This window comes from Aquiflexum sp. (assembly GCF_041749095.1).
Classification (GTDB): domain Bacteria; phylum Bacteroidota; class Bacteroidia; order Cytophagales; family Cyclobacteriaceae; genus Aquiflexum.
Window position 1 is genome coordinate 1 of record NZ_JBGTCA010000359.1, and the last position, 7,010, is coordinate 7,010.

A 7,010-nucleotide genomic window follows, 5' to 3' on the forward strand; every position below is an offset into this window, starting at 1 on the left:
GATTTTTTCTTCTTAAAATTGATTATTAAGAAATTTTTACCGCCATAAATAAAATTACTGTAGCATGGCATTTATTCAATCAGGAACTGAATTTGAAAAGATAATATGTAAGAAAAATACCTATAATAAATTCGTTGAAAGCTTTCGGGATAGGTGGTGTGAGAGGCGCACCTCGTCAGAAAAATCTGACGAGGCCATCTACTCGATTGGCAGCTGGGCCAAATTGGATTAAAAATTTTCTTTTTTTTATAGCGTTAAACGAATTCATTTAACAAATGCTTTTATAGCATCAGCAAACTCTTTAGGTGCTTCAATATAAGGAAAATGTCCAACGCCCTTTAGAATCGTTAGCCTGCAATTTGGAATACGATTCGCAATTTCTTGGGCACTTTCAACTGCAATTACACTATCTTTACCATGAATAATTAATGTGGGTGCAATTATACTGGATAGTTTGTCTAAAATATTGTGCTTACCAAGGCTCTTCATGATACGTGGGTAAGTTACCATATAATTTGACACCCACTGCTCAGTAACTCCTAAAGAAAGGTCTTCGCTTAATTGACTGTTGTTAAAGAATGGGCGGAAATAGATTTTGAAATACTTTTCCATAGTGGAAGGTTGTATATTAGGTCTAAGTGATCTGATTTTTGCTAATTCTTCCTTGTCCGCCTCTGTTTCTCTTTCGGAAATTGCAAGGTTGAGCATGGGAAAAAATGGTTCCCAACTGGCGGGAGATGAATCTATAAGAAGTACCTTATTTATTGCATTTGGATGCGTTGATGCATAATACATAGCTATGAGCCCTCCGAATGAATGGCCAAGTACATTTACTTTACTTAATCTAAAGTACTTGCGTATTGATTCAATATCTTCAACGAATTGAGTCATTGTTATCCGAGTTGTATCTTCAACACCGGATGAGCGCCCACTTGCCCTTTGATCAAAAAAAATCAACTGATAATCTTCAGCCAGGAGTTCAATCAGCTGCGGTTCTAGATAGTCGTGACTCAAACCTGGGCCACCGTGTATTATCAGCAAGGGTGTTCCCGATCCTACTAATTTGGTGAATATTTTAACACCATTTATATCAATAAAATTTTCCGTCTTATATAAAGAGGATTGCCCATGTGAAGTCTGGGACACGATTATCATAAGACCACAAATTACTTTGATGAGAATTGGTCCAGTTGAATGCGTGAATTTTTCTTTCAATCGGATGCTACTTAATAATACTTTCATAAGATTAATCAATTAGGGTTGTTACTCGAAATCGACTTGCTGCCACGGTTTGGTGCTTGGCGCAGTGGCGGACCTAGAAGCACAAACCTTTGAACCTACACAAATGCCCAATAGAAGCACTGAACTTGACTTAACCACTTCACCCGCCATTGAACTACATGCCTGTTGTGTGCAGTGTTTTTATCGTGATTTTATTTTAGGTTCTTATTTCTGATAATGATCTTTAGGGAAGAGTCGCTTCTAGTTGAGCTATAGACCCTTCATTTCTGTAGAAACAATTGTCCAATAATATTACCAATTGAAGTTCTTTAAATAGAAACTGTTATTTGCTTAGGTGTTTTTCATTATTATTTGTTTGCTTTAAAAGGAATATGAAATCCTTCTTTTTTTGTTTCAATCATATATAGTGTTTTTGTTGCGGTGATAAATAACGTTTTACTGTATTTATCTCTCCCGAAACATAAATTCGCTACGAAAGCTTCTTTAACAGGTATTTTAATTTCTGCCAACTTCTCACCCTTTGATGAATAAATAACTATTCTATTAGATGCGGTAATATACAGATTTCCTTCGGTGTCAACCTTTATTCCGTCCGGCCCTTAATCTTTCAAGTCAATGAGTTGTTTTTTGAATTTTAAACTGCCATCCGGGAGAAGTTCATATTCTAAAATAGCTTCATTCTGTTTTGTTGATACAGGCCCAGTAAATCCATCTGGTAAAGCACCATAGATTCCTGCACCGGGACCGTCATTATTAACAACATACAACGTTTTCTGGTCAGGAGAAATAGCAATTCCATTTGGTTTGGTAGCATTAGCAGCTATCAAGTGAACGGAGCCATCTAAATCAATTCTATAAACCCCTATAAATGGCTGTTCGATTGGCTCATCTCCTAAATATCGTGGGTCTGTAAAATATATTCTTCCTCTCATATCAAGGACAATATCGTTGGGAGCGTTGAATAATTTACCTCGAAAGTTATTTGCTAGGATAACGCTTATGCCCGTTTTCATATCAGTTCTGGTAATTCGGCGCCCTCCAGAATCAGCTCCTTCAGCAGCTAACAAATTCCCTTCTGCATCAAATACCAATCCGTTTGCCTTACCGCTTGGGGAACGAAATACCACTGCTTTCCCTGTTTGTGGGTCATATTTCCAGATTTCTCCTGTATACTTCCCCACTGGTACATCAGTAAAGTATAGTAATCCGTCGGGTGACATTGCCGGGCCTTCAAAAGTAAGACCTACACCACCCTTAAAGACCTCTTTTAATTTTGCATTGGGTGCAAAGAAATTGGTATCTAAATTTATGTTTTGTCCTGGTGCCGTAGTAACAATAATACTAAGCAAACAGAAAATTCCCCAAAACTGCAGATTGATATTTTTCATCAGCACCAAATTTTAATATTTATTGCTTAAAATAAATGAACTATTTACTGTTGATAGTTTTGTATCAATTATATCTATCTCTCTTTTGATTTTCTTTTCTGAATCTGAAATTTTATCATAGATAATTTCAATTTCTTTATTGAAGTAATCTACTACCTCGTCAATACTTTTATCTTACAAATTTTTTGTCAATCTAGCTTCTGACGTCAAGGCCGCTAATACACCTGTCCCAGCAACCATATGATGTTGGGTTCTTTTCTTGAATGGAAATTCTTTGAAATAGTTAAGTAAGAAGTCAGTTATATTATCATTTTTAAAATGAAATAGCCTGTCCTTGAGAGAGCTGATTAAGGTAATTGTCCCAATTAATTGAAGTAATAGTCCACAATATCTAATTAGGTCAATTGTTCTAATTCCTAAATCTATTTTGTCGATGTGAAATACTAATATTATTGTAGTAACAGAAATGTAGAGATACTTTCCTTTAGTTATCCAGCTTATAAGTCTTTTGAGATATTGTGTCATTTCATTCCCATTACGGCCAACATTTTGCTTCAACCAACTATTGCGTTATTCCATATGGCATAAATAGTGCAACAGTTGCGGATACATTGAAATTATCTAAACTTAAAACTAATATCCTAAACAACCAATCCGCCAAATCCACCCATTCAAGGCTGTAGTGTGTTGTGAATCTGGTAATTGAAGTGGGAAGTAATTGGTTGCCCGGTTGTGATTATTCTTTTACGGTCTGAAGAACCTTGTTCAAACCTGCCATTTCTGTTTTCAGGCCTACTTGGGCGTCTCGTTTGGTGTCATGATTAATAATGCCAATAGGACCTTGATAATCACTGTTCAGGATGGTTTCGATCATTACAAATTCAGAATCACCTTCTCCTACTCCGTAAAAATTTCCGGTATCTCCCTTTTTAAGTCCGGCGAGATTGATAGCATAGAGATGGGGTTTGATTTTCGGGAAAAACTCTGAAAATCGTTCTTGATAGGGTGCTGCATGGTGGAAATTGAATACCATACCTACATTGTCCAAATCCAGGTAATCGATGATGGCCAATTGGTTTTCCGGTTCACCAAACCAATTGCCATGGTTGTATAAGGCCACCTTACATCCATTGGCCGCAGCCCTGTCTGCCACATACCGGATCGGTTCGGCCATGGCAGTCACTTTTTCTTCCTGACTTAATGCATTAAAATCCCCGCCTTCTTCCACAAGAAGCCAAATTTCTGTCTCCACCTCATTTCTTTCTATAAAATCAAAAACGGTCTGCACCCTTGTGTCATTTTCCGGATCATGTCCGCTCATCATCCAAAAGCTTTGCAACCTGATGCCGTTGGCTGTCAAGGCTTCATACTCCTCGTCAAATGTCGGGATATGCTCATCTCTCCAATCATAGGCCAACATGGTAATGCCCAAATCTTTGAGCATTTTGGCTCTTTCCTGAGGGCCGCGCTTCTCCGCATCAAAAGGGACTACACACCAAGCGATCAGATTATCTTTGGAAAACACAGGGTTGTCATCTGCAACAGGAGTTTCGGTCACCTTTTTCTCAGACGGGCTGCATGCAAAAAATGGGATCATGGAAACCATTAGTAAAATCATGGGAATTCTTTGCAGGGCAATTTGGATGTTGTGGTTCATGGTTTTTGTCTATTTTCTTTTAAGATACAGCAAAAAAGTATTTCCTCATGAAAATGTCAACAAAATACATTTTGCCATTATCGGAAATCGATCAAAAAAATAGAACTTTTAGGTATTCCATTGAATCCACCGACAAAACCATAACACATCTATATCCAACTAATCCAATAAATAACCAACCCTAAGGCAAGACAAAAAGAGGCCAAAACTTCCTTATTTTAAATCATCTTCCCTCACCATCTTGCCTTCCTCCCCATTTTTCCCCATCTTAAGCAAAACAAAAAAACACCAACCCATGACCTTGCAAAAACAACTTACGCTTTTCGCCATCCTATTCCTCTTTATATCCCAAACCACCTTTTCCCAATCCCCCGACAAACCCAATATCCTGTGGATATCCGTGGAAGATATCAGCCCCATGTTGGAAGCTTATGGGGACAAAAGCATCAAAACCCCAAACATAGACCGATTGGCAAAAGAGGGGATTACTTATACCCATGCATACTCCACCGTGGGTGTCTGTGCCCCGAGCCGGAGCAGCATCATAACAGGCATGTATCCTGTGAGTATAGGTTCGCACAATATGCGGACAGGACCACATGCCCGCTTCCGGGAACCTGAAAATGAAATCTATAAGGATTACTATGCCCAAAAAGATATTAAAGGCAGAAATGTACCCGAATATGCCACTGTGCCGCCATCCTATGTCAAATGCTTTACCGAATATCTCAGGTCAGCAGGCTATTACACCAGCAATAATGCCAAAACGGATTACCAGTTCAATTCTCCCCTTACTGCTTGGGATGAAATTGGAAATGAAGCCACCTATAAAAACAGAGCAGAAGGACAGCCTTTCTTTGCGGTGTTCAACCATGAAGTCACCCACGAGTCAAGGATTTTTATGAAAAAAGAAGATCCCATGCTGGCAGACAAGAGCAAAGTCAGCATCCCAAAATACTTTCCTGAACTGCCCGTAGTCAGACAGGATGTGGGCAGGGCCTACTCCAATATTATGGAATTGGACAAGCAGGTAGGGGATATGTTGAAATCATTGGAAGAAGAGGGATTGTTGGACAAGACCATCATATTCTTTTGGTCTGACCATGGAGGACCGCTGTTGAGACAAAAAAGGGCAGTGGGCAATTCCGGTCGGCATGTTCCCCTGATTGTGAGAATGCCAAATGGCCAAATGGGCGGGAGCAAAATCGATGACTTTGTTTCCCTGATGGACCTTGGTCCTACAGTAATGTCCTTGGCAGGAGTGGCACCACCGGAATATATGCATGGCAGGGCTTTTTTGGGACCTCATAAAACCAAAAATCCACATCAATATTCCTTTGGTTCGGCGGACAGATTTGATGAAGCATTGGATATGAGCAGATCGGTCATTGATGGGCGGTATGTATACATCAGGAATTTCCGACCGGAGCTCCCTTTTATTTACCGTAATGCCTATCGGGAACAGGTGGACATGACAAAGGCCATGATCGAAATGGACCAAAAAGGAGAACTGACAGGAGATGCCGCCTATATTTTTATGAAAACCAAGCCTGTGGAGGAACTGTATGACCTCAGTTCCGACCCGGACGAGATTCATAATTTGGCTGATTCTCCAGATCATCAGGCCAAGTTGAAAGAACTCAGAAATGCACTGTCTGCCTGGCAATTGGAAATTGGTGATCTGGGATTTGTTCCTGAATATGACCTGGTCAATATGATGTGGCCTGGAATGGTACAGCCCGAAACTGCTCCCGTAGAGTTCGAGATTAGAGGGATTCAACTTTTGCTGAGTTCAGCAACCGAAGGTGCCAGCATTGCCTATCAGGAAGGAGAGGAGATCGGTGGCAAACACTGGAGGCTATACCATGAGCCGATTTCTTCTGGTAAAAAAGTTGCTGCAAGGGCAGTGAGGATTGGCTATAAGACATCAGCCATTACTCAGTTTTCCAAATCATAAAGTCCTTTGACCGTATGATATATTGAGGTCTGTATTCCTTTTTGGAAAAATCAAGCAGATTAGATCTTAATAAAAAGCGATGAAAATCATAAGGATATTGAAAATAGGGTTGTTGTTCTTGGTTGCGCTACAATTGGGTGCCATGATCAATCCATCTGATAAACTGACAGAAAAAATCAAAACCAACCTTAGGAATTATCAGGTGTATTATTCACCCGAAAAAGTTTACCTGCATCATGATAAACCCTATTATCTGGCAGGAGATACCTTTTGGTTTAAGGCCTACATTGTGGATGCAGCAAAATTGGAAGCAAGTTCAAAGAGTGGGGTATTGTATGTTGATCTGATCGGTCAGGACCAACAATTGGTGGACAGGCTCACTTTGCCAATTTCCGAAGGAGAGGCTTATGGAGATTTTTATTTGGGCGATGAGCTTCAGGAAGGGAAATACACTTTGGTCGGCTATACCAATTGGATGAAAAATTTTGGTGAAGAGATTTTTTTTCAAAAAGACTTTTATGTACTGGGCAAACAATTTAAAAAACCTGTATCCTCACCTGAAGCAAACCAAAGGCCTGTTGATCTTCAGTTTTTCCCCGAAGGCGGGGAAATGGTTGCGGGGATTCCCAATGAGGTGGCCTTCAAATCCGTGAATGCTGACGGAATGGGAGAATCGGTTGAGGGTGGAATATATGATGACCAAGGTTTGAAGGTAATGGAGTTCAAAGACCATTTTGCAGGTATGGGTTCTTTTGTATTTACCCCT

Annotated in this window: 3 protein-coding genes and 2 pseudogenes; 2 read left to right on the top strand and 3 right to left on the bottom strand. The window is 39.8% G+C overall.

The genetic code is table 11. The features are described from left to right. Positions 1-264: 264 nt before the first annotated feature. From ACEW8O_RS16165 to ACEW8O_RS16175, 3 genes and pseudogenes are all read right to left on the bottom strand, one after another. A complete protein-coding gene (locus ACEW8O_RS16165; protein ID WP_373495663.1) occupies positions 265-1,242 on the bottom strand; it encodes an alpha/beta fold hydrolase in 978 nt (325 codons plus the stop codon). A 347-nt stretch (positions 1,243-1,589) separates the two neighbouring features. Continuing rightward, positions 1,590-2,630: pseudogene (locus ACEW8O_RS16170) on the bottom strand (SMP-30/gluconolactonase/LRE family protein). 736 nt (positions 2,631-3,366) lie between these two features. Beyond that, positions 3,367-4,287, bottom strand: coding sequence for a sugar phosphate isomerase/epimerase family protein (locus ACEW8O_RS16175; protein WP_373495664.1), 921 nt, complete (start codon positions 4,285-4,287; stop codon positions 3,367-3,369). Between the two features lie 295 nt (positions 4,288-4,582). On the opposite strand from ACEW8O_RS16175, the gene ACEW8O_RS16180 reads away from it, so the two are divergent. Then, positions 4,583-6,244 (top strand): sulfatase, encoded by a 1,662-nt coding sequence (locus ACEW8O_RS16180; RefSeq protein ID WP_373495665.1) that lies wholly within the window; start codon positions 4,583-4,585, stop codon positions 6,242-6,244. A 79-nt stretch (positions 6,245-6,323) separates the two neighbouring features. Further along, positions 6,324-7,010: pseudogene (locus ACEW8O_RS16185) on the top strand (TonB-dependent receptor); the annotation flags it as partial.